The organism is Paenibacillus sp. P4_E11, assembly GCF_056401635.1.
In genome coordinates this window covers 1-789 of record NZ_JBFUIX010000618.1, presented here as the reverse complement: position 1 = coordinate 789, position 789 = coordinate 1, and the positions used below count along the sequence as shown (strand labels likewise).

Annotated in this window: 1 protein-coding gene; it reads right to left on the bottom strand. The window is 44.4% G+C overall.

The genetic code is table 11. From position 1 onward, the window contains the following. Positions 1-789 (bottom strand): extracellular solute-binding protein (locus AC1DWB_RS36480; RefSeq protein ID WP_477545925.1); only part of this gene is annotated, 789 nt, incomplete at both ends.

Genomic DNA, 789 nt, shown 5'->3' with positions numbered 1-789 from the left:
CCATCAACACGTTTCCAGTGGACGCCTTCAATACCATTATTCAGCTGTTCGATAATTTCCGGTTGAGCCATCCAGTTCAAATATTTCATGACGGCAATAGCATTCTTCTCAGGTGTCTTCTTCGGAATCATCATATACATACCATACATAGCGTTCGGAGAAAAATACTGCGATCCATCTGGACGAAGCAGCGGAGGAACAGTAACATAGGTTACATTCGGGTTCCCTGACGCCTTTCTAACCACATTGGTGTGTGATGGTGCAGGGTTATTCCCATCGATAAAGCCAACATTTCCTTTATTATAATCCTGATTCAGCTGCGCTGAATTGAGGTCTGTTGCAAATTCCTTTGGTATCAAACCTTCTTGGTAAAGCCCATTAAACCATTTGAAGAAATTTTTCCCTTCCGGTGTAGCGAATCCGGAAGTAAATACGCCGTCCTTGTAATTTCCTGAAGACATATACATTCCATCAGCACCTACACCATCACCATTAACTCCGAATGCATACATCGGACTATAGAAGAATGATAATTGTCCGCCAGCCAACGATCCAAGAGCATAAGGCACCACTTTATCTTTGCCGACTCCACCTGGATCTTTCTCTTTAAACGCTCTCAAAGTAGCTGTCAGTTCGTCAATTGTCGTCGGAATCTTCATGTTGAGTTTATCCAACCAATCTTTACGGATGGACATATTGACGCCCCCAACATCCCCTCTTACCGCCGGGATTCCGTAACGAACACCTTCCTCGTTATACTCTTCCGGCTGTTGCTGCTTGGACATGTGG